This is a genomic window from Bacillus sp. DX4.1, assembly GCF_030348195.1.
Taxonomy (GTDB): domain Bacteria; phylum Bacillota; class Bacilli; order Bacillales; family Bacillaceae_G; genus Bacillus_A.
Genome location: NZ_JAUCFT010000008.1, coordinates 1,837,787 through 1,859,971 on the forward strand (window position 1 = coordinate 1,837,787; position 22,185 = coordinate 1,859,971).

17 protein-coding genes and 1 pseudogene are annotated in these 22,185 nt (G+C 35.5%); 17 read left to right on the forward strand and 1 reads right to left on the reverse strand.

What is annotated here, in order from left to right; genetic code table 11:
* Positions 1–67 precede the first annotated feature (67 nt).
* The 17 genes and pseudogenes from hflX to QUF99_RS12430 all read left to right on the forward strand — a co-directional run bounded on the left by hflX (position 68) and on the right by QUF99_RS12430 (position 20,079).
* Positions 68–1,327, forward strand: coding sequence for a GTPase HflX (hflX, locus tag QUF99_RS12350; protein WP_289370384.1), 1,260 nt, complete (start codon positions 68–70; stop codon positions 1,325–1,327).
* A 297-nt stretch (positions 1,328–1,624) separates the two neighbouring features.
* The gene (locus QUF99_RS12355) at positions 1,625–2,833 is read left to right on the forward strand and encodes an MFS transporter (protein ID WP_289370386.1); all 1,209 of its coding nucleotides are present in this window, start codon (positions 1,625–1,627) and stop codon (positions 2,831–2,833) included.
* A gap of 15 nt (positions 2,834–2,848) precedes the next feature.
* Positions 2,849–3,766: a cysteine synthase A gene (gene cysK, locus QUF99_RS12360; RefSeq protein WP_289370388.1), complete on the forward strand. Its 918-nt coding sequence runs from the start codon at positions 2,849–2,851 to the stop codon at positions 3,764–3,766.
* A 692-nt stretch (positions 3,767–4,458) separates the two neighbouring features.
* Complete coding sequence (locus tag QUF99_RS12365) at positions 4,459–5,817, forward strand: diaminobutyrate--2-oxoglutarate transaminase (protein WP_289370390.1); 1,359 nt, start codon at positions 4,459–4,461, stop codon at positions 5,815–5,817.
* A complete protein-coding gene (locus QUF99_RS12370) occupies positions 5,810–7,228 on the forward strand; it encodes an MFS transporter (protein ID WP_289370391.1) in 1,419 nt (472 codons plus the stop codon). The genes QUF99_RS12365 and QUF99_RS12370 overlap by 8 nt, the downstream gene beginning before the upstream one ends.
* Complete coding sequence (locus QUF99_RS12375; protein ID WP_289370392.1) at positions 7,218–8,897, forward strand: IucA/IucC family protein; 1,680 nt, start codon at positions 7,218–7,220, stop codon at positions 8,895–8,897. The genes QUF99_RS12370 and QUF99_RS12375 overlap by 11 nt, the downstream gene beginning before the upstream one ends.
* Complete coding sequence (locus QUF99_RS12380; protein ID WP_289370394.1) at positions 8,872–10,650, forward strand: IucA/IucC family protein; 1,779 nt, start codon at positions 8,872–8,874, stop codon at positions 10,648–10,650. Before QUF99_RS12375 ends, QUF99_RS12380 begins: the two co-directional genes overlap by 26 nt.
* The gene (locus QUF99_RS12385; protein WP_289370396.1) at positions 10,647–11,432 is read left to right on the forward strand and encodes an HpcH/HpaI aldolase family protein; all 786 of its coding nucleotides are present in this window, start codon (positions 10,647–10,649) and stop codon (positions 11,430–11,432) included. Before QUF99_RS12380 ends, QUF99_RS12385 begins: the two co-directional genes overlap by 4 nt.
* Positions 11,422–12,636 carry a type III PLP-dependent enzyme gene (locus QUF99_RS12390; RefSeq protein ID WP_289370398.1) on the forward strand — a complete coding sequence of 405 codons (1,215 nt, stop codon included), beginning with the start codon at positions 11,422–11,424 and terminating at the stop codon, positions 12,634–12,636. The genes QUF99_RS12385 and QUF99_RS12390 overlap by 11 nt, the downstream gene beginning before the upstream one ends.
* Positions 12,629–12,889 (forward strand): hypothetical protein, encoded by a 261-nt coding sequence (locus tag QUF99_RS12395; protein ID WP_289370400.1) that lies wholly within the window; start codon positions 12,629–12,631, stop codon positions 12,887–12,889. Before QUF99_RS12390 ends, QUF99_RS12395 begins: the two co-directional genes overlap by 8 nt.
* An 18-nt stretch (positions 12,890–12,907) precedes the next feature.
* Positions 12,908–14,449 carry an IucA/IucC family protein gene (locus QUF99_RS12400; RefSeq protein WP_289370402.1) on the forward strand — a complete coding sequence of 514 codons (1,542 nt, stop codon included), beginning with the start codon at positions 12,908–12,910 and terminating at the stop codon, positions 14,447–14,449.
* A 236-nt stretch (positions 14,450–14,685) separates the two neighbouring features.
* Positions 14,686–15,282, forward strand: coding sequence for an RraA family protein (locus tag QUF99_RS12405; RefSeq protein WP_289370404.1), 597 nt, complete (start codon positions 14,686–14,688; stop codon positions 15,280–15,282).
* 86 nt (positions 15,283–15,368) lie between these two features.
* A pseudogene (locus QUF99_RS12410) lies at positions 15,369–16,337 on the forward strand (ABC transporter substrate-binding protein).
* A 112-nt stretch (positions 16,338–16,449) separates the two neighbouring features.
* Positions 16,450–17,493, forward strand: a complete 1,044-nt coding sequence (locus QUF99_RS12415; protein ID WP_289370405.1) for a FecCD family ABC transporter permease — start codon at positions 16,450–16,452, stop codon at positions 17,491–17,493.
* Positions 17,459–18,502: a FecCD family ABC transporter permease gene (locus QUF99_RS12420; protein ID WP_289370407.1), complete on the forward strand. Its 1,044-nt coding sequence runs from the start codon at positions 17,459–17,461 to the stop codon at positions 18,500–18,502. Before QUF99_RS12415 ends, QUF99_RS12420 begins: the two co-directional genes overlap by 35 nt.
* Before the next feature lie 11 nt (positions 18,503–18,513).
* Positions 18,514–19,254, forward strand: coding sequence for an IucA/IucC family C-terminal-domain containing protein (locus QUF99_RS12425; protein WP_289370409.1), 741 nt, complete (start codon positions 18,514–18,516; stop codon positions 19,252–19,254).
* Between the two features lie 3 nt (positions 19,255–19,257).
* Complete coding sequence (locus QUF99_RS12430; RefSeq protein ID WP_289370411.1) at positions 19,258–20,079, forward strand: ABC transporter ATP-binding protein; 822 nt, start codon at positions 19,258–19,260, stop codon at positions 20,077–20,079.
* 266 nt (positions 20,080–20,345) lie between these two features.
* On the opposite strand, the gene QUF99_RS12435 is transcribed toward QUF99_RS12430, so the two are convergent.
* Entirely contained in the window at positions 20,346–21,980 is a 1,635-nt protein-coding gene (locus QUF99_RS12435; protein ID WP_289370414.1) for a putative polysaccharide biosynthesis protein, read from the reverse strand.
* Between the last annotated feature and the right edge of the window lie 205 nt (positions 21,981–22,185).

Sequence of the window (22,185 nt, forward strand, 5' to 3'; positions counted from 1 at the left end):
TTTACGAAAAACACAGACAGTGGCTTGTGTTTTTTATTTTGCGTAATCGAAATGGAGGAATAAATATATGGAAGAACTAGTACAAAAAGCGATATTGGTTGGAGTTAATTTAAGTAGTCAAAGTGATTTTGAGTATTCGATGGAGGAATTAGTGAATTTAGCGGAAGCATGTGATGTGGAAGTAGTCGGGCAAGTTACACAAAATTTACATCGCGTAAACCCATCACATTATATAGGAACAGGTAAGATTGAAGAAGTGTCAGCTTTTGTGAAGGAAGCGGATGCCAATATGGTGATTTTTAATGATGAGTTATCGCCTTCGCAAATTCGAAATTTAGAAGAAGATTTAGAGTGTAAGGTGATTGATCGTACCATTTTAATTTTAGATATTTTCGCGCAGCGTGCAAAGACGAAAGAAGCACAGTTGCAAGTAGAAGTAGCGCATTTACAATATATGATGCCTCGTTTAATTGGCCTTCGTGAATCGTTAGGTAGACAGAGCGGTGGTGTTGGTACGAAAAACAAAGGTGTTGGTGAGAAGAAATTAGAACTAGACCGTCGTAAGATTGAAGAGCAAATCGCAGTGTTAAATAAAGAGTTAGAAGCTCTTGTTGCGCAGCGTCAAACGCAGCGTAAACAACGCAAGAAAAACGAAATGCCAGTTGTTTCGTTAGTTGGGTATACAAACGCAGGTAAATCAACAACGATGAATACGATGCTTGAAATCTTTAACGGATCTGTAGAAAAACAAGTGTTTGAAAAAGATATGTTGTTTGCGACGCTTGAAACATCTGTGCGAAATATTCAATTGCCAGATAACAAAGCATTTTTACTGACGGATACGGTTGGTTTTGTGAGTAAGCTACCGCATCACCTTGTAAAAGCATTCCGTTCAACGCTAGAAGAAGTAGCGGAAGCGGATTTATTGATTCATGTGGTGGATTATGCAAATCCAAATTATGAACAATTGATTGAGATTACAAATCAAACACTTAAAAAAATTGGTGTTGAAAATATCCCAACGATTTATGCTTATAATAAATCAGATATGATGGATGTTGAGATTCCACAAGTACAGGATAATCGTGTGTATTTGTCAGCAAAACAAAAAGTGGGCATTGAGGAACTCGTTGAAATGATTCGTTCACACATTTATAAAGAATATACAAAGTGTGAAATGTTGATTCCTTACGATCAAGGGCAAGTTGTTTCTTATTTCAATGAACATGCACATGTTGTATCGATGAGTTATGAAAATGAGGGTACGAAGATTTCGCTTGAATGTAAGACGAGTGATTTTGAGAAGTATAAGCGTTTTGTAATATAAAGTGAAAAAGGCGATCCTAATATTTGATTAGGACCGTCTTTTTCTTTATAGTTGTCATCCTTTCCCTTTATCCTTTGTCTAAGTATAGAGGAATAGAAAGAAAATTTCCGTGATTAATTCATATAAAACCGATGTAAATATAATGTTATTTTAAAGGGGTGGGGAAGTTGTGTTGCTGGAAAAAGAAATGAAAGCAGTATAGAATAGTAAATGTTTCAAAAGTCAGAAATTATTCTAATAAGTGTAATGATGAAGGGTTACATTTACAATGGTTTCGTGTGGAGAGGAGAATGAAATATGCAGGCGGTTTCTAAACAAAATACAATGGCTACACCAACGATTTATCGTATTTTATTTGCGATTAGTTTTGGTCATTTTTTAAATGACTCGATGCAGGCTGTTGTACCGGCACTGTTTCCAATTTTAGAAAAGTCTATGAATCTATCCTATATGCAAGTGGGATGGATTGCGTTTGCCTTAAATATGACTTCATCAATTATGCAGCCGGTATTTGGGATGTATTCAGATAAGAAGCCATCACCATTTTTATTGCCGCTCGGTATGTTTTCAAGCATGCTTGGGATGATTGGACTTGCGTTTGCACCAAACTTTATTATTGTTATTATCTCTGTTTTATTTATTGGTTTAGGTTCAGCGGTCTTTCATCCTGAAGGGGCACGTGTTGCGTATATGGCAGCTGGTGCAAAACGTGGTTTAGCTCAATCAATTTATCAAGTGGGAGGAAATACAGGGAATTCGCTTGCGCCGATTTTTACAGCGTTAATCTTTGTGCCACTTGGTCAAATAGGATCGCTTGGATTTACAGGATTTGCGGTGGTTGGTATCGTATTATTAATGTTCGTTTCGAAATGGTATAAAAATGAATTAATAAACGGTGCAGTGCGAAGAAAGAAACGTGCGGCTTTAGAAGCTGAAAATGCAATTATTAGTACACATATTAAATTTGTTGTTGTACTTCTCGTTTTTCTAACATTTGTTCGTTCTTGGTACGGCGCAGGTATCGGGAATTTCTATCAGTTTTATTTAATCGAACACTACGATCTATCTATTCAAAATGCACAGTACTATGTGTTTGCCTTTATGATTGCTGGTGTGTTTGGAACGTTCTTTGGTGGACCGCTAGCAGACAGATTTGGGAAGAAAAATATTATCGTATTTTCGATGCTAGGTTCAGCACCACTTGCTTTATTATTACCACATGTTTCTCTTACATGGGTCGTACCACTATTTATATGTATTGGATTTATTAGTTCCAGTAGTTTTAGTGTAATCGTTGTATATGCACAGGAGCTTGTTCCTGGAAAAATTGGTATGGTGTCAGGTTTAATTGTCGGTCTTGCTTTTGGCCTTGGGGCATTAGGGGCTGTTGTACTTGGAAAACTGGCCGATGTGTATAGTTTGAATTTTATTATGGTATTATGTAGTTGTTTACCGTTAATTGGTCTTACGTCATGGTTACTGCCAAGCGATCGAAAACAAATATAGAATAGGAGATGCGATATGAAACGATGTCAAAACGTTACAGAATTAATCGGAGATACACCTGTCGTACGCTTATCTCGCTTCGTTCCAGATGATGCAGCGGATGTATATGTGAAATTGGAAATGTTTAATCCTTCACGCAGCGTCAAAGATCGTGCAGCTTATAATTTGATTCATATGGCAGAAGAGCAAGGCTTTATTCAGCCAGGAGATACGATTATTGAACCGACAAGTGGAAATACAGGAATCGGTTTAGCGATGAATGCAGCAGCCAAAGGATATAAAGCTATTTTGATTATGCCAGATAATATGTCAAAAGAACGTATTAATTTATTAAAGGCATACGGTGCAGAGGTTGTCTTAACGCCAGCGGCAGAACGGATGTCAGGGGCAATTGCAAAAGCGGTTGAACTGCAAAAACAAATTCCAAATAGTTTTATTCCGCAACAATTTGAAAATCCAGCGAATCCAAATATTCATCGCTATACAACAGCGCTTGAAATTTACGAGCAAATGGATGGAGAATTGGATGCCTTTGTAGCAACGGCTGGCACAGGTGGAACCATTACAGGTACAGGGGAAACGTTAAAAGAGAAACTACCAAACTTGTACATTGCGGTAGTTGAACCGAAAGGATCTCCTGTGTTATCTGGCGGTGTTCCAGGACCTCATAAATTAGTTGGAACAAGTCCAGGATTTATTCCGAAAAACTTAAATACAGAAGTTTATAATGAAATCATCCAAATTGCAGATGAAGAAGCATTAAGTACGATGCGAAATCTAGCAAAACAAGAAGGAATATTAGTAGGGCCATCATCAGGGGCATCGGTATATGCGGCAATCATGATTGCGAAACGACTAGGCGCTGGGAAGAAAGTACTTTGTATTGCACCGGATACAGGAGAGCGTTATTTAAGCATGGGATTGTTTGAATAATTGTTATCGAGATATAGAGAGATAGAGAAAGAGGATGTATGCGCCATATACATCCTCTTTTTTGTATTTTATCCCGCTATTCGTGGGTCGTAATTCCACACCTCACAATTCCGCAAGAAATTAGGTGGAGGATAAACTGTCCAAAAAGCTAAATTGGTTGAACTAATGCTTCAGTGGGTGTTACATGTGTTCTTAATCGAAAGTTATAAAAGAACAATAGAGGAAACGTTTCAATATCATTCAAGGCGATTAGTTAAAAAATTAAAAGAGTTTTTTTAACATAATTTTTATTATAAGTAGCATTATTTGATTTGTGCATCATAAAGGAACATGAGAAATTTTGTTTTGAAAATTCCGAATTTATGAGATTATAAATATTTTCAGTAGGAGATAGTCTAGAGAATGAGTTTTTGAATTTTATGGAGTTCTCTTTAAATATGAATAAGAGAACTATCTGTTGAAACAATTGTATTATCACGTATTTTTGAAAGAATTGAATCAATGTACAGTAGAAAAAAACAATTAAATGTTGATATAACTGCGTTTACAGAAGGAATCTTAAACCATCTAACTAGAAAACTGTTAATATTTATTTGTCTTAAATCAATGAAAATTCTAATATTTTATTTGACAATGATAATCATTATCGTTTATTGTGTTATTTGTAATCAATTAAAAAGGAGTGTCCAATAATGATCACATTAAACACAGAGAATAAGTATTTAAAATTACAGAATGAGAAAGAATCTAATGCAAAATCTTATCCACGTCATTTCCCGTTGGTTATTGAGAAAGCCAAAGGTATGATGGTAACGGATGTGGAAGGAAAAGTTTTTTATGATTGTTTATGTGGTGCAGGTACGCTAGCTTTAGGACACAATCATCAAGTCGTTATTCAAGCGATAGAAGATGTGTTAAAACAACAAATTCCGTTACATACTTTAGACTTAGCAACCCCTTTAAAAATCGAATTTATGCAAGAAATATTTTCTATATTACCTAAAGAGTTAAGAGATTCTACTAAAATACAATTTTGTGGTCCGACAGGTGCTGATGGCGTTGAGGCAGCTATTAAATTGGTGAAAAATGCCACTAAAGGCAAGTCTATCTTGGCGTTCCAAGGCGGTTATCATGGATCGACGCAAGCAACGATGTCAATGAGTGGTAACTTAAGCAAGAAACAACATTTGCAAAGTTTATTACCTGATGTTCATTTTTTACCTTTTCCTTATGAATATCGATGCCCATTCGGTATTGGAGAAGATAAGACAGCTAAAATTAGTGCGCAATATATAGAAAATTTATTAGATGATTGTGAAAGTGGTATAGCGTCTCCTTGTGGCATGATTTTTGAAACAGTGCAAGGGGAAGGGGGATCAGTTCCAGCCGATATTGAATGGTTAAAAGAAATGCGACGCATTACTGCAGAAAGAGGAATTCCTTTAATTGTAGACGAGGTTCAAACAGGAATTGGGAGAACTGGTGAAATGTTTTCTTTTGAACATGCAGGTATCATTCCAGATGTCATTATTTGTTCGAAAGCGATAGGTGGAAGCCTGCCAATGTCGGTTGTTATTTATAAAGAAGAACTAGATCAATGGAATCCAGGTGCACATATCGGTACATTCCGTGGCAATCAACTAGGCATGGCTACAGGGTTAGCAACTTTAAAATATATTAAAGAAAATCATATACTCGAAAATGTAAAAGTACGCAGCGAACAGTTTTTCAAAAATCTTAACGATTTACAAGAAAAATACGAAGAGATTGGTGATGTTCGTGGAAGAGGGTTGATGATAGGAATTGAAATTGTAAATCCAAAAGGTCGCAAAGATAATTTAGGACATTATCCACAATTTGAAGAGTTGGCTTTAAAGATTCAAGAGAGATGTTTTAAGAATGGTTTGATTATTGAAGTAGGAGGACGCCACTCAGCAGTTATGCGTTTCTTACCGCCATTGACAATTACAGAAAATGAAACGACAGAAGTTTTAAGTATCTTTGAGAAATCTGTAGTCGAAGCAATTCAAATGATTAATACGAATGAGTAATTTAGGCAATTTAAAAAAGCATTCTGTTTTATTTGCCATCTTGGTTAGTGCTTTTTCTTTAGTTTTGACTAATAGCGCTTTTAATATTTTATTACCAAGCTTAATTGAAATGTATGATATATCCACTACATTTGGTGGATGGATTATTACACTTTATCTGTTAGCGATGACGATAACAATGCCATTGACTGCTTGTATTGTCGATCGTCTCGGTAGAAAGACAACATATATTTTGGGAATTAGTTTATATTGTCTGTTTTCTATTATGGGTGGCTTATTTTATCAATATGTACAGATTATATTGTTAGTACGCTTTATGCATGGCGTTGCCGCGGGTTTGATGATTCCGCTATCGTTAGTTTTGTTGTTTGATATTTACAGTAAAGAAGTGCGTGGAAAAGTGACTGGTGTATGGGGAATGTTGTTAACTATTGCGCCAGCTATTGGTCCAACCTTTGGAGGTATCATTATTCAATTTGGTGAATTGAAACATCTGTTTTGGATAAATGTTCCATTTGCACTGCTTTCATTAATTTTTTGTTGCAGGCAAATCAAACTTGATCAACCGGCACATAAGAAAACAATTCGCCTTCAAGGTATTATATTAATGGTTTTAGGTATTGGTGGATTAAGTCTAGGGATTCAAATGTTTTCAAATCCAACTTTTCCGAGATGGATAACATGTGTATTGCTTTTTTTAGGCGTAGTTATTTTGATTCGTTTTATTCAAAAAGATAATTTACAAAAAGAGCCTTTAATTCGTTGCGGGTTATTACGTAATCCAATATATGCTATTTCAGTCATAATGACTGCGGTGCAGGCTTCAGTCATGTTTGGCATCATCTTTATTTTTCCATTGATGTTACAAGAGGTGTTTAATTTATCACCTTCATTAACGGGAGCTATGTTTATTCCAACAGCGATTTGTACAAGCTTGTTTGTTTGGATTGGTGGAAATTTAATTGATTCGGGAAAATCATTGCATTTTATTGCTTATGGTGTTGGCCTAATTGCAATTTCAGTATTGTTATTTGCGTTTGTTTCGAAAGGGACATCATTAATTGTCATTGTCATCTTAATGGCAGTAAGAGGCGTTGGTATTGGATTATCGAATATGACCGTAACGACAGTTGGGCTTAATTCATTAACGGATGACGATCTACATGAAGGATCAGCATTGTCTAATACAATCAAACGTTTAGCGTCTTCATTTACAGTCATGTTATTGACGGGTTATTACGACATGCGTTGGCAAATGATTAGTCAATCGGGAGAAATCGCTCAAAATGCGAAATGGATGGCATTAAAAGAAGAGTGCATGGTGTTAGGGTGTTTAATGTTATTAACCTTACCATTAGCTTTATTTTTAAATAGAAGAAACTTAAATGTAGGTGTTGAAAATGGCAGATAATAAACGATTTAACAGTCGAGAACAAGCAAATTTCCATACGTGTAAGACATTATTAAATTGTTATATTAGAGAGTTTTGTAGTGAAAAATTGAATTTATTTTCAGTGAATCAAAATAAGAATACTTATTCTATTTATTTCCCAACGAGTGACGTAATCATATCAGGAAATCTTTCATTTTATTCAAAAATGGGTGAGCATGAATACGAAAATTATTATGTGAACAAAGAAAGGGAACTTGACTATTCTTATTTAGTTCAATGGATTATTAAAGAGCTAAAACATGATAATCCGATAATTACTGATGAGAGATTAATCGATTTTTCAAATAAAGTGGATAATAGCTATCATAAATTAGCTTTATTTTTAAAGCATGCAGCTAATCAACATGAATGGAATTATTTATCATCGGAGCAATCTTTGTTATACGGGCATCCGTTTCATCCATTTCCGAAAAATACATTAGGATTTACAGAAGATGAAGTTAAAAAGTTTTGTCCTGAACTCCGTACTTCTTTTCAGTTATGTTATTTGGCTGTTAGAAAAGATGTTTTTCATGAAGAATGGGTCGAGGAAGAAAGGCGGATTGAACTGCATGAAAGTGTTAAAGTGCATGTACAACACGTACTTAAGGACAAAAGGGATGCGTATGAAATTTTACCAATTCACCCTTGGCAATATGAACATGTAAAAACGATAAAAGCGGTAAAGGACTATATTGATCAAGAGAAAATGATTCCGCTTGGTAGTTTTGGTCCGGTAGCATATCCGACATCTTCAGTGCGTACGGTGTTTATTCCTGATATGAATTGTAACATCAAACTATCGTTAAATATCCAAATAACAAATATGATGAGAAATAATAATAGAGAACAAATGCGTCGAACGTTGGATGCGACTAACTATATATTACAGAGAAACTGTTTCCAAGACGAATTAAATACAAATATCTCTTATGAGGTGGGTGTATGTACTTGTCATTTTGCAAATGATGATTTAACAAAATTATTTACAATCGTCTATCGTCCAATTGAATTCGATGAAACATCAACTTATGTTTTGTCTAGTTTGATTGAAGTTCCAGTTGAAGGAGATCAATCTCGATTATGTTCGATGATTGATAGTCGAAATATGGAGCAATGGTTCATACGATATTTAGAAATATCACTGTTGCCAATTGTTCGCTTAGCAGAGGAAAAAGGTGTTCATTTTGAAGCACATTTACAAAATTCTTTATTAACAATAAAGAATGGTATGCCGCATGCATTTATTATTAGAGATTTAGAAGGTGTAAGTGTGGATATAGAAAAGGTTGAAGATGATGTTGATACGACGGGTCCCCTTTTCTATCAAAAAGAAGAAGCCTGGGCACGTACTTCATACTATTTTGTAGTTAATCATTTAGGCTCTTTAATTCATGCAATAGCTAAAGATTTAAATGTAGAAGAAGAACATTTTTGGGGAATTGTACGTCATGTTCTCACGCAAGAATACGAAAATAACGAAAATGAATATGTACTTCACTTACTAACAACTAAAACATTTAACGCTAAAAAGAATATGATGAGTTGTCTCATTGGAAAAAGTGAGACGCCATCTTACATTCCAGTAAACAACGTAATGAAGAAATTAGGGAGTGAAACGTATGGAAACGCTAAGTTACTTGTATAAAGAAAAGTCATTATTCATTGAGGAAGTAAAAGAGAGAATTATGCGCCAAACGATGGAGGCATTAATATATGAGGAAATAATTGAAATAACTAAAAATGAAAGAGAGTGGTCTTTTACTGGAAAAAGCGCTAAAGGTGATTTCGTCAATTATTCATGTAAAGCAGATGAAAAATGGTCTTTCGGTAGAATTAAAATAGAAAAAAATTCTATTAAAAGGGAAGGGAAGACATGCACGAATATATATGTATTCCTTGAAGAAGTCATTCAGAATAATTCGAAAGGTTTGTATACTACTCAGTTCATTAATGAATTATTAGCAACATTAGTGAAAGATAACCAGTCTAAGCAATTTCAATTGGACCAAATTCCAGAACAAGATCAGCAGTATGAAGCGTTAGAAAGTCATATGGTGGACGGTCATCCTTATCATCCAAGCTATAAATCAAGAATTGGCTTCTCTTTAGCAGATAATCTTGCTTATGGTCCAGAATTCAATCAAGAAATTTCTATATACTGGGTTGCGGTAAATGAACAGTTAGTTGATGTCAATATTTCTAAAGAGATGTCATTTGATGAAATATTTAATCATCATGTGACGAATGAAGAGAAAGCTAAATTTATAGAAATGATTAAAGAAAAAGGTCGTAAAGATACAAAATACATTTTCTTACCGGTGCATTCTTGGCAATTAGAGCATCAAATTCAATCTGTTTTCGTTCAACAATTGACTAACCAAGACATTGTCATTTTAGGAACATCAAATAGTACTTATAGAGCGCAGCAATCTATCCGTTCGTTATCTCATCGTGACAATGCAAATGCACCGTATATAAAATTTCCGCTAAGTATAACAAATACTTCAACGAGTCGTATTCTTGCTCATCACACAACTCAAAATGCACCACTAATAAGTGATTGGCTAAATAAAATTATTCAAAATGACTCGCTATTAACGAAGGAAAGATTTCATATTTTAAGAGAAGTGATGGGAGTTTCTTTTCGATACGATGAGTTACCTCCAATTCAATATAGTTCAGCTTATGGAACGCTCGGCGCAATATACAGAGAAAATGTCTCGACATATCTTGAAGATAATGAAGAAGCGTGGCCACTAAATGCCCTATCACATATTCAAAAAAATGGAGAGCCGTTTATTCAAGCAGCGATTGATCAATACGGGATTGAGGCATGGAGCGATGCACTTATTAAAGTTGTGACGCTTCCAATTATACATCTATTATTTGCTCATGGGATAGCGCTAGAATCTCATGCTCAAAATATTATTTTAGTCGTCGAAAACAATTTCCCGAAACGAATTATTATTAAAGATTTGCATGATGGTGTTCGCTACACACCAGAACAACTTTTGCAACCGGATTGGGCACCAAAATTAAATCCGGAGCCAGAAAGTCATCGGAAATTTAATAGATACTCGTTTATTCAAACAGAAGATGTGTCAGAAGTTAGAGATTATACATATGATGCTTTTTTCTTCATCTGCATGACAGAAATTTGTTTCATATTTGAAAAATTTGGTTTGAGTGAAAAAGATTTTTGGCGTAAATGCGTAGAAACGATAGTAACATACCAAAATGATTACCCAGAATTTAAAGAACGGTTTGACATGTTTAATCTATTTTCTGAAGATGCATTAATAGAGGAAATGACGAAACGACGTATTTATGGTGATGGTAAGTTGTACTTCCGTAAAGTGAAAAACCCTTTGTTACTGGCAAAGGAGTCATTTGAATGAAAGAAAATAAGCTCAAAGAAAAGATAAAAAGAAACCAACCTGTTTTTGGGATGTTTGTGTCTATACCGCATCCAATTATGGTTGAGTTGATTGGCTATGCGGAATTTGATTTTGTCATTATTGATTATGAACATGCATCAACGAATATGGAAACCATTGAAAATATGGTCCGCGCTGCAGAATTATTAAATATTACGCCACTTGTCAGAATATCTAAAGTGGATCGGAATGAAATATTGAAAGTGCTTGATTGTGGTGCTCAAGGCATTGTTATACCTCATGTTAAGCGTAGGGAAGAAATAGAAGAGGCAATTAACTATGCTTATTATCATCCGATTGGCATGAGAAGTCTAAATAGCGGTAGACCAGGTGTTTTTGCTAAATATTCTTTAAGCGACTATATAGCTAAAGCTAATGAAGAAATTATGGTAGTTCCGATGATAGAGAGTTTAGAAGGCATTAATGAAAGTGAGTCTATTTTATCTTCACCACATATAAGTTTTGTTCTAGAAGGAGCGGCGGACCTTTCCCAGTCGCTCTCTGTTCCATGGGATACGGATCACCCAGAAGTGCAAAGAAATTTAGAGAAATTATTTGAAGTATCAAAGCAATGTAAAGTCCCTTATGCACTTGTTTCTAGAAATCATAGCCATCATAAAAAGTGGACGGAAATGGGAGTGAATATTTTCGTGTTAGGGGATGAGAGAGGTACAGCATTCCGTGCATATATGGAAAAATTGGCTGCCTATCGAAGTTTAACTGGAGGACATTATGAATCGTAATATAAAGAAATTGATAAATGAGGTGCATGATCAAAGTACAGATCCAATATGTGCTTATATTTATGACTTAGAAGGCATTCAAAAACACGTAAGAAATATGTTAAAAACAATGCCTAAGCAAACGAACTTATTTTATGCGATTAAGGCAAACCCAGATACGAGAATAATTCAGGCATTATTACCGTTAGTGAAAGGGTTTGAAGTTGCATCGATAGGTGAGTTGATCAAAGTAAGAGAAGTTTCCAAGAGTATTCCTATTTTGTTTGGAGGACCAGGTAAGAAAGATTATGAGCTTGAAATGGCTATTAGAGAAAACGTCTCATATATTCATGTAGAAAGTCTTTTAGAACTTAAGAAATTAATCATGTTAGCGAAAGAAAGTAATAAGCATATACAAGCTTTATTACGTATTAATTTAAGAACAAAAACATTACCTAAAACTAAAATTTCAATGGGAGGTCGCCCAAGTCAATTTGGAATAGATGAACAATTAATTGAAGAGGCGATATGTATTTTGAGAGGGGAAGAAAATACACATGTTCAATTAAGTGGTTTTCACTTCCATTCTTTATCAAATAACTTGAAAGCAGAGTTACATGTAGAAATGATTAAACATTATCTTCAAAAAGTAGAACAATGGAAGCATTCATATGGATTAGATATTAAAGTCATTAATGCTGGAGGGGGGATTGGAGTCTCTTATGATGAAACCCCTGGATTTGATTGGGAACTCTTTACGTCGCTGTTAGCACAAAGTGACATATTGCAAAACTTAGGTGATACACAACTGTTCTTTGAACCAGGGAGATTTATCGTTGCTGATTATGGTTATTATGTTGCTGAAGTAGTAGATATAAAAGCGTCAGTAGATCAATACTTTGCTGTATTGAGAGGCGGTACACATCATAATAGATTACCCGCTTCCTGGGGGCATAATCATCCGTTTTTCGTTGTACAACTAGCACGGTGGTCTTATCCTTTTCAAAGACCGGAAGTGAAAAATTCGAAAGTAACGATAGTTGGTGAGTTATGCACGCCAAAGGACCAACTTTATAAAGATGCCGAAGTGGAAAGTATACGTGTTGGGGATGTCATTATATTTGAGAAATCGGGGGCATACTGTTGGACGATTTCTCATCACGATTTTTTAGGTCATCCATATCCGAATTTTTACTACATAACAGAAGGGGATCATTATGAATAAAACAATCACTCAATCAAAAAGAGTTACTGCTGAACAATTAATAATGAAAGACTTAATGAATGCATTTATTGCAGAGCAATTCTTTCATATCGATGAACATACAACCAAAATGCTTTCAACCGTACCCAATGTTATTCAAAATCTTTATCTCGAATCTGAACAAGCTTTAATTTATATTGATGAATTATGCTTTCTCGTAGAAAAAAGTTATAGACAGGGCTATCAATGGGTTTCCGGTTCCTCTATTTATTAGAAGGTGGCTGATGCTTGGGTGATAATAAGTTCGCCCCTAGAACTTAGTCAATTTGTGTTACACCATAAGCTATCCAAGGAAGCATATGCACATCCAGGTGTAGCCGATTTCTTAGATGGATTAAAAGTGTCTATTCAACAATTAAACCTTAGTCTAGAGATGACGGCAGATCATCAATCTATTATGCCTCAGTCACCTTACGATTGGTATGTGAAAGGTGAGATGATTTCATCTTTACGCGATCGTCCATTTCATCCTTTGTCTAAAGCAAAAATAGGTTTTACACCACAAGATTATCAAAAGTATATGGCTGAATTTGGAAAACGAACGACCTTATGTTGGATAGCTATATGTAATGATTCTATCGTAAAAGGATGTCTAGAAAATGAAGTTGAAAGTCTCGATGTGCTAAATGATGAGGAAAAAGCTATCGTCGAAAACGAGTTAATACTGAAAGAAATATCGAAAAAAAAATATACAATCATACCTGTTCATCCGTGGCAACTTAAAAATATTATCTTACCAAATTTCAAAAAAGAATTAGAGGATAAGGTAATCATTATTTTAGATTCAAAAGTAGGCGATTTCATAGCGACATCTTCAGTACGTTCATTAACGTCACCTTATGAATCAACGAAAATGTTAAAGTTACCAATTAGTGTTAAATCTTTAGGTGCTGCTAGATATTTGCCAGTCGTTAAATTATTAAACGGGATAGTCGGAGAGCAAATGTTTCGCCAAGCAGTAGCTTGTGATGAGACGCTTGCGGATAGAGTATTCTTATGTGAAGAAAAAAATTGGTGGGGATATATGCCTCAATCTATGGGACTTTTTGATGATCATCCTCGTCATTTGGCTGCTCAAGTTAGAATTTATCCACAAGAAATTATGAAAAAAGATTATAAAATTATACCTATGTCTTCCTTGGGTGTTGCGCTGCAAGAGCATCATTTTTTAACTGAAATATTAGGAGAGAGTTTATCTAATGAAGATGTCATTAACTTTTATACAGATTTAGCCGCTATGTTTTATGATATTACGCTGAGATTATTTAAAGTTGGGATTGTGCCAGAAATACACGGTCAAAATTGTTGTGTTGTACTGAAGGATAACAAAATAGTTGGATTGTTATTTAGAGATCATGATTCAGTGCGTCTGCATCAACCATATTTAGATAAACATCAAATTCAAGACCCTGGTTACCATATAAGACCTGGTTATTCAAATAGCTTATACAATGAAACGATTGAAAAATTAATTTACTATATACAATCCCTTGGTACACAAGTGAATTTGGCTGCAATAATGGAATCATTATCGGAAATGTATTGTATTCCAGAAAAAATATTCTGGCAGATTACAGAAATGAAATTAAGAGAATCGCTGCAAACAATTGATATTCCTAAAGAAGATAGAGAAGTGCTGCATTATGAGCTATTTGAAAATAAAGAGTGGCCAGTGAAATTAATCATTCGTCCATTACTAGAATCTGATGGTGTACCAGGAGCAATGCCATCTGGAAAAGGTATTGGACACAATCCGTTTTATTTTAATAAATAAGGATATTGCTATTATAAGGCTTAATGGCGCTGCGATAGAGGATTAAGCCCTTGCTACATTATTATTTATCCCGCAATAACGGGCAGTAAAACCCCCACCTCAAAGTTCTGCCAAAAGCAAAGAAGTTAGGTGGGGGATAAACTGCCCATAAAAGCCCGATTGGTGAGGGCTAATAATCAGTGTGGGATGAAGAAACCTCCACTGATTAAAGTTTCACTTTATAGAGGGAGGTCTGTATGTTAACTGTTAAAGATAGGATAGAAAAATATTCGAACAATGAAATAGAGAAATTTAAAACGATTAGTACTTCTACGATAGGTCACTTTACCGATTTTGGTTTTCTAGCAAATTATAAATGTACGATACCTGTAACTAAAGTTTATGGGAAAGTTACAACGGTAAAATTATCTAGTGGAGATGGTTATCCATTAAATGTTGCGCTTCAACAAGCTAACGAAGGAGATATTTTAGTTATTGATACTTCAGGGAATAAAACACATGCTTGTTGGGGCGAATTTAGAGCTAGAAAAGCAGAAGAAATCGGATTATCGGGTGTTATAGTTGGAGGGGCAGTAACTGATATTGAATATTTGAGAACGAGTTGTGTCCCTGTATTTTATGAGTCTATTTCCGCAAAAACGACAAGAGTTTTAAAGTTGGAGGGAGAAGTAAATACTGCAGTAAGTGTAGGTGACATCGTTTTTGAGTCCGGTGATTATGTTATTGCTGATCAAGATGGAATTTATAAATTTAACTATTTAAACTATATAAGATTAATAGAAGCGGCGATAGAGAAAGAAAAAACAGAAAAATATAGAAGATTTGGAAAATAACTATATACATTTTTAAAAATAATGGTATTATATAAATGAAAATGATTATCGTTATCGGGTGGTAAGGAGAGAAGGAGTGTTTTTTGATGTTCCGTAATAAGTTAGTTTCGACTATGTTATGCGTTATAGCACTGATGCTACTTGTAGTAGGCTGTAGCAGCAAGGAAACAACAGGAGAGAAGAAGGAAGCAAATTCACCTCAGAAGGAGCGCATAGTTAAGCATGCTGGGGGAGAAACAAAGGTTAAAGGTACGCCTAAAAGAATCGTAACTTTATATCAAGGTGCGAATGATACAGCTGTGGCGCTTGGCGTGAAGCCTGTTGGTATTGTTGAGTCTTGGGATCAAAAACCGATTTATGAATATTTAAGATCAGATTTAGAAGGTGCAAAAATTATTGGGCAAGAGTTGCAGCCTAACTTAGAAGAGATTTCTAAATTGAAGCCAGATTTAATTATTGCTTCTAAATATCGTCATGAGAAAATTTATCCGCAATTATCAAAAATTGCTCCAACTGTTATGGACGATACAATTTATGAATGAAAAGACACGTTGAAATTGATGGGTGATGCATTAAATAAAAAAGATAAAGAAGCAGAATTGTTAGCTAAGTGGGATAGCCGCGTAAAAGACTTTAAATCGCAAATGGGTGACAAGTTACCGGTTAAAGCGGCTATTACAAACTTCCGTTCGGACCATATGCGTGTTTACTACAACAGTTATGCAGGATCAATTTTGAAAGAATTAGGATTTACGGGACTTGAACGTCCTGCAGGAAGTAAGGGTGAAGATTGGGGTGAAAAGATTACTTCTAAGGAACGTATTCCTGATTTCAACGCTGATGTAATCTTTAACTTCAATGCCTCTAAAGATTCTGAACTAGTTGAGAAAAACTATGAAGAGTGGACAAAGCATCCGCTTTGGAAAGAGCTTAATGCTGCGAAAAACGAGAAGATCTTCCAAGTTGATGAAGTGTACTGGAGTGCAGGTGCTGGTTATACATCAGCGAATCTAATGCTTGATAGTTTATATGAAATATATAAATTGAAAAAATAAGTGGTAAGTCTATGAAAATAGTGAACCTGCTAAGAAATGAGTAATCTTTGCTCATTATTGAAGCAGGTTTTCTTTACTGTTAGAAGAAGTCAAAAATATGAATGGTGATTAAATGGCACAACATATAAAGCAAGGTAAGTGGAAAATTCTAGGGTTGTTTTTATTAATGATTTTATTATTCGTTTGTATGCTATTGAGTTTGATGTTCGGTAATACGCATTATACGTTAGCTGATATTCACAGTATGGTAACGTCATTTCATGCACAAGATGTAACACATGTTATTCTTTGGAAAGAACGTTTTCCGCGGATGGTAATTGCGGTCGTTACTGGAGCTTCCCTGGCAGTTGCTGGTGTCATTAGTCAGTTATTGACGCGCAATCCGCTAGGTTCTCCAAGTGTGCTAGGGATTAATTCCGGTTCGATTTTTTTTATTGTTGTCTTTGTTGTTTTATTTAAAGTGTCAGATGTAAACATTATTGTTTATTTCGCTTTTTTAGGAGCGTTAGTGGCGGCTATTTTCGTTTATTTGCTCGGTTCTTTAAGTTATTCAGGGACTACTTCTGTGAAAATTATTTTAGCTGGGATTGCCGTTAATGCGATGTTTGTCTCATTTACGCAAATCATTTTGTTAATGAATCAAAAAGGGATGAGTGACGTTTTGTTTTGGATGGCAGGGACGATTAGCGGCCGGACTTTAGATATGATTTTAGCTGTTTTGCCATTTTTACTTATTTCTCTCATTACGACGTGTTTTTTAGGACGGTCTATGAATGTTTATGCTTCTGGTGAAAGCATTGCTAAAGGATTAGGGCAAAACGTGATGTTAATGAAATTGACGTTACTTGTTTTAATGGTTGTGCTTGCGGGTGGTGCACTAGCGGTAATTGGTAATGTTGCGTTCGTCGGTTTGATTATTCCACATTTAGCTAAATCACTTGTCGGGAATGGCTATACTTGGTTGATGCCTTACTCCATTTTATTAGGAAGTATCTTTATGTTAGTCGCAGATATTAGTACGCGCTTAATTCATCCGCCTGCGGAAATTCCTTTAGGGGTTATTACAGCATTCATTGGAGCACCGTTCTTTATTTATGTCGCTTTTAAAGGAGGGCGTATGCGTGGAAAATCGATGGATAGTTCGGTCGAAAAATGAGAAATTATCATTTTTTATGATAAAGAAAGATGTTTATAAAACGATCGCAGTATTGGTTAGTTTATTGTTCGTCGTTTTGTTAGGATTGATGGTTGGTAGTGACATCATACCGCTTTATGAAGTGATTAATTATACATTTAATTTAGCACCGATTGAGAATGAATTTGCGCTTGGTGAATTAAGGATGCCACGTGTTTTATCGGGAGCTATTGTTGGGGCATCGCTTGCTGTCGCAGGTTTAATTGTGCAAGGGATTATTCGAAATCCGCTTTCTTCACCGGACGTTATTGGTGTCACAGGAGGTGCTTCTGTAAGTGCAGTTTTATTTTTAACTTACTTTAGTGAGTCAATAGGGGTAGGGTGGACACCTATTTTTGCAGTAATTGGTGCAGTTATTACGTTCCTCATTATTTATCTCTTTTCACTGCATCCGTCGATTACAGCTAATCGAATCGTGTTAATCGGCATTGGTTTATCATCACTTGCGAATGCACTTGTTATGTATATTCTCGTGACGTCGGCTTCATTTTCATCTGAACGCGCATATTTATGGCTGACAGGAAGCTTATATGGCGTCAATTGGTTGCAAACAATATCGATTCTAGTGTCGTTTATTGTCTTATTTTTACTGATTATGTGGTCGAAGCGGAAGTTTGAGTTATACAGTTACGGTGATTCAGTTGCAGAACAATTAGGGTTAAATTTGAAGCGATTTAGAATATTACTTTTGTTCTTTAGTGCATTGCTTTGTGGATTATCGGTTTCAGTGGCTGGAGGAATAGGTTTTATTGGCTTACTGACACCGCATATTTCAAGAAGAATTATACGTCATCATACGTCACTCCTATTCGTTATGACAGCTGGCATCGGTGCTATATTAGTCGTACTTGCAGACTGGATAGCACGTATTGCCTTCCAACCGTTAGATATTCCGGTAGGTGTCTTTACATCTGGTATCGGCGCACCATTCTTTATTTATTTACTGATTAAAAATCGAAATTCATTTTAAGGATGATAAAAATGAGTAGTATTGTGATAAAACAACTGAAAACTTTCGATATACATTTAGAACATGAGAGGCTTAAGGAGATCACGATAACAGATTTGTTAAATGAAGAAAAATGTTTATTATTTCTACAAAAGCAAATGAGAGAGATAAAAGCGCCGAATTTATCAGTTGCAGCTTCAATGCTTTCGAAAAGATATGCTTATCTCGTCGTATCGTCTACTTTATATAGTATGGTCGAATTCAACTGCGCCCTTAATTTGCCGGTAAAAGCATGTGCATTAAGTAAAGAACGCAAATTATGTATTCAAGCAGGTATGTGCAAATGGCAGGAAGTAGAGGGTATGGAGAGGGAACAATGGCGTGAAAACGTGCTGCGCGACCTTTTTTCGTCTCATATAACGCCGGTTTTATACATATTGAAAAAAACATCCCACGTTCCGTCATCAATATTGTGGGAAAACGTAGCTATTCGAATTAACTCAATTTACCGGAAGATATTAGCGAGAGAATCTGATCCTATTAAAATTGAACGATTAAACAGCGACTTCAATTTCTTGAAAAATGCGAGTGGGGACTTGTTTAATTTAAAAGAAAATCCGATTAAACATTATTTGAAAATAGGAGAAGAACTTAAATTAAATCCATACCGAAAGACGTGCTGCTTGTACTATAAATTAGAAGAAGATGTTGAAGGAATCGGTTATTGTGGCAATTGCCCAGCTAAAAGTAAGCAGACAAAAGTGAGGGAATAGTGCATGAGCGAGATAAAAATCAATGTTAAAGATATAACATTAGCATACGGTGAAACGAAAATTATTGATTCATTAAATTTAGCAATCCCTAAAGGGAAAATCACTGTTTTCATTGGTCGAAATGGATGTGGGAAATCGACTTTGTTACACGCAATTGCCCGTTTACTAAAACCGCAAACGGGTAGTGTATTTCTTGATGACCGAGACATTTTGAAAATGAAATCAAAAGAAGTCGCTAAAAAGTTAGCTATTTTACCACAGTCACCAATTGCACCGGAAGGGGTAACAGTGGAACAGTTAGTGAAACAAGGTCGATATCCTTACCAAAGTACATTCAAACAATGGACAAACGAAGACGAAACAGCTGTTAATCATGCTTTAACAGTAACAAACATGAAAGAATTGCAAGATAGATATATCCATGAATTATCTGGTGGACAGCGACAAAGAGCGTGGATTGCTCTTAATCTTGCTCAAAATACCGATACCATTTTATTAGATGAACCAACAACGTACTTAGACTTAACGCACCAAATTGAAATTTTAGATCTGCTGTATGATTTGAATAGAGACGAGAACAGAACAATCGTCATGGTTTTGCACGATATTAATTTAGCTTGTCGTTATGCGGATCATCTCGTAGCGATAAAAGAGCAAAAAGTTTTTATTCAAGGTGCCCCTGAAAAAATAATAACGAGCGAAAATATCGAACGCATTTACGGACTAAAATGTCGCATCGGTGTAGACAGTCAATTCGGTACGCCAATATGTTTCCCGAACGGAAAGGGGAGAAAAATAAATAATGAATTATATGGATTGGCGTGAATCTTTTCGATTCGCGCCAATTTTGTTGCTCGGGACATTCTAGCTTATCTGCATTGCCCGTCCGAGCAAAATAAACAAAAAATAACTATCGAAGAAATAATATAAAACTGCCTATCGATTAATCTTCTAACTAGAATTCTTGGACCGAAAAATCATCTATCATCTTTTGGGGTTTCCTTCAAGTTATTTCCTTTGCGTATCTAGAATACTGATGAAAGTTAGAAAAAGGTGTAACTTTATATGGAAGTTACACCTTTTTTCACTAGCTATTGTTTTAGTCTTCTCAATACGGGTAAACGATTAATACGATCACCAAGAATGTGCGATGCAAGTCCACTTGTAAATACGAAAGTGAGGTAGACAAGACCACCAATTGCCCCACATACGATAACGATTAGTAATGATTCGATGTAAGGTTGTCCAGGAATCAACCATTGTATGATGGATTTCAATCCTATTACAACAGCTGACATTGCAGCGGAATAAAGCGTAATGAGAAATACGGTTTTACCTGTTTCAATGATATTAAATTTCGTGAATTTAACGATGCAATATAGCATGATGATATCGGAGACAAGGTATCCGAGAATGGTTCCGAGTACTGCGCCATGTCCACCTAATAGGTAAAGAAGCGGTGTATTTACAATGACTTTTACGAGAATACCAATCGAGAAGGCGATCATTGTTTTTCTTTGATAATCAATCCCTTGTAAGATTGCCGCTGAAACGGTAAAAATAGCACTCAGTACTGCTGAAGGTGCATATGAAATTAAATATTGTGACCCGCCTAAAGCAGTATCAGGGCTCATATATACCATACGGAACGCATCATATGCGATGCTAGCGAGTCCGAATGCAGCAGGGATGGTAAAGAATAATAGTACTTGAAAAATCTTTGTGATTTGTTCTTGTAATTCTTCTAATTTTCCGCTTGTAAATGATTTTGTAATCGCAGGGATAATCGTAAGTGAAAATCCGGTTGCGAGTGACGCGGGAATCATAATTAATTTTTGAGCATAGTTCGTGATATAAGCGAAAATAGCATTTGCTGTTTTAAGTGGTGTTCCAACTGCCCTGAGTGCATCGGCAACTGTATATTGATCCACTAATGTATACAGTGGAATGGCAATCCCAACGAATACGATTGGAATCGCATAACGAAGTAATTCCATATAGATGTTTTTTAATGAAATACTAGATGAACGTGATTTAAGCTCGCCTTCTGGTGGCTTTAAGCTATTGTATTTTCTCCAGTACATCACTAAAATTGAAACACTTGCAATCGCCCCGATTACAGCTCCAAATGTTGCGACTGCAACTGAAGAAGCAACAGAACCACCTAACAATTTTGAAACGACAAAACTTCCAACTAAAATAAAAACGACGCGTGCAATTTGTTCCACAACTTGGGAAACAGCACTTGGTTTCATATGCTGGAAACCTTGAAAATAACCGCGTGTTACACTCATCGCAGGTACGATAATTAGAGCGAAACTTAATGCCCGCATTGTAAGTGTCACGTCAGCAATGAACTGTGGGTCAGGTGTTTCAGAACGAATAATAAACTGAGATACGTAAGGTGCTCCAATAAACAAAATTAAGAAGCCGATAAAGCCCATAAGCATCATGAGTTTTACACTGGAATTATACAGTTTTTTACTTGTACTATAGTCACCTAGTGCATTATATTTGGCAACAAATTTCGAAACGGCAATCGGAATACCAGCCGTAGAAAAGCTAAGTAAAATGCCATACCAAGAATATGCATACGCATATAGGGCAACCCCTTGTTCCCCAACTAATAGTTGAAAAGGAAAGAAGTAAATAAAGCCTAAAATACGCGAAATCATTGTGGCGCCGCTTAGTAAAGCAGTTCCTTTTAAAACTTTTGAAGTAGACAAAACGGTTCCTCCTACTCATGTTGCTAAGAATCATCTTTTCTTACTATAAACCTGTTGGTGTATTTAATAAAGTATTAACCATAAGCGATTGAATAGTATTCATAGAAAAGTCATATTTTAGATTTTTATAACGAAAAATAGTAATTTTAAGCATAATAATACATAAAAATTCAAAAAAATCAGTTGACACTGTTTTTAATGTGTG

Coding starts and splice junctions, on each gene's coding strand:
- hflX (WP_289370384.1), top strand. CDS start 68: ATGGAAGAACTAGTACAAAAAGCGATATTGGTTGGAGTTAATTTAAGT.
- QUF99_RS12355 (WP_289370386.1), top strand. CDS start 1,625: ATGCAGGCGGTTTCTAAACAAAATACAATGGCTACACCAACGATTTAT.
- cysK (WP_289370388.1), top strand. CDS start 2,849: ATGAAACGATGTCAAAACGTTACAGAATTAATCGGAGATACACCTGTC.
- QUF99_RS12365 (WP_289370390.1), top strand. CDS start 4,459: ATGATCACATTAAACACAGAGAATAAGTATTTAAAATTACAGAATGAG.
- QUF99_RS12370 (WP_289370391.1), top strand. CDS start 5,810: ATGAGTAATTTAGGCAATTTAAAAAAGCATTCTGTTTTATTTGCCATC.
- QUF99_RS12375 (WP_289370392.1), top strand. CDS start 7,218: ATGGCAGATAATAAACGATTTAACAGTCGAGAACAAGCAAATTTCCAT.
- QUF99_RS12380 (WP_289370394.1), top strand. CDS start 8,872: ATGGAAACGCTAAGTTACTTGTATAAAGAAAAGTCATTATTCATTGAG.
- QUF99_RS12385 (WP_289370396.1), top strand. CDS start 10,647: ATGAAAGAAAATAAGCTCAAAGAAAAGATAAAAAGAAACCAACCTGTT.
- QUF99_RS12390 (WP_289370398.1), top strand. CDS start 11,422: ATGAATCGTAATATAAAGAAATTGATAAATGAGGTGCATGATCAAAGT.
- QUF99_RS12395 (WP_289370400.1), top strand. CDS start 12,629: ATGAATAAAACAATCACTCAATCAAAAAGAGTTACTGCTGAACAATTA.
- QUF99_RS12405 (WP_289370404.1), top strand. CDS start 14,686: ATGTTAACTGTTAAAGATAGGATAGAAAAATATTCGAACAATGAAATA.
- QUF99_RS12415 (WP_289370405.1), top strand. CDS start 16,450: ATGGCACAACATATAAAGCAAGGTAAGTGGAAAATTCTAGGGTTGTTT.
- QUF99_RS12425 (WP_289370409.1), top strand. CDS start 18,514: ATGAGTAGTATTGTGATAAAACAACTGAAAACTTTCGATATACATTTA.
- QUF99_RS12430 (WP_289370411.1), top strand. CDS start 19,258: ATGAGCGAGATAAAAATCAATGTTAAAGATATAACATTAGCATACGGT.